The 455-nt window shown below is 60.7% G+C and carries 1 protein-coding gene; it reads left to right on the forward strand.

The features are described from left to right. On the forward strand, positions 1–455 hold a 455-nt coding region (locus tag RWK44_RS34970; RefSeq protein WP_316030194.1), incomplete at both ends, for a multinuclear nonheme iron-dependent oxidase.

Here is a 455-nt window from a genome sequence, read left to right on the forward strand (position 1 = left end):
TGCATATTTCCGATATGATCTCCCGCCGGCCTTCGGCGGGATGGCTGGAGGTCCATGCTGAAAACTACATGGGCGATTCCGCCGCCGTCGATGCTTTGGAAAATTTGCGCGAGACCTATCCGCTGTCGGTGCATGGCGTCGGTCTCTCGCTCGGCAGCGCTTCGGGCCTTGATCGGGACCATCTGGACCGGTTGCGGAGCGTGTGCATCCGGTTTCAGCCAGCATTGGTCTCGGAACATCTCGCCTGGAGCGTTGCCGACGGCGCCTATCTCAACGATCTCCTGCCGCTCCGCTACGACGAAGATGCGCTCGATATCGTTGCGGTCAATGTCGGCCAGTTGCAGGACAGACTGCAGCGCCGCGTCTTCATCGAGAACCTGTCGGCCTATATCGCCTTCGCCAATTCCACCATGACCGAGGCGCAATTCCTCGCCGAGCTCGTCAAGCGCACCGGT

The sequence above is a fragment of the Rhizobium sp. 25PS6 genome (assembly GCF_032464655.1).
Lineage (GTDB): Bacteria > Pseudomonadota > Alphaproteobacteria > Rhizobiales > Rhizobiaceae > Rhizobium > Rhizobium laguerreae.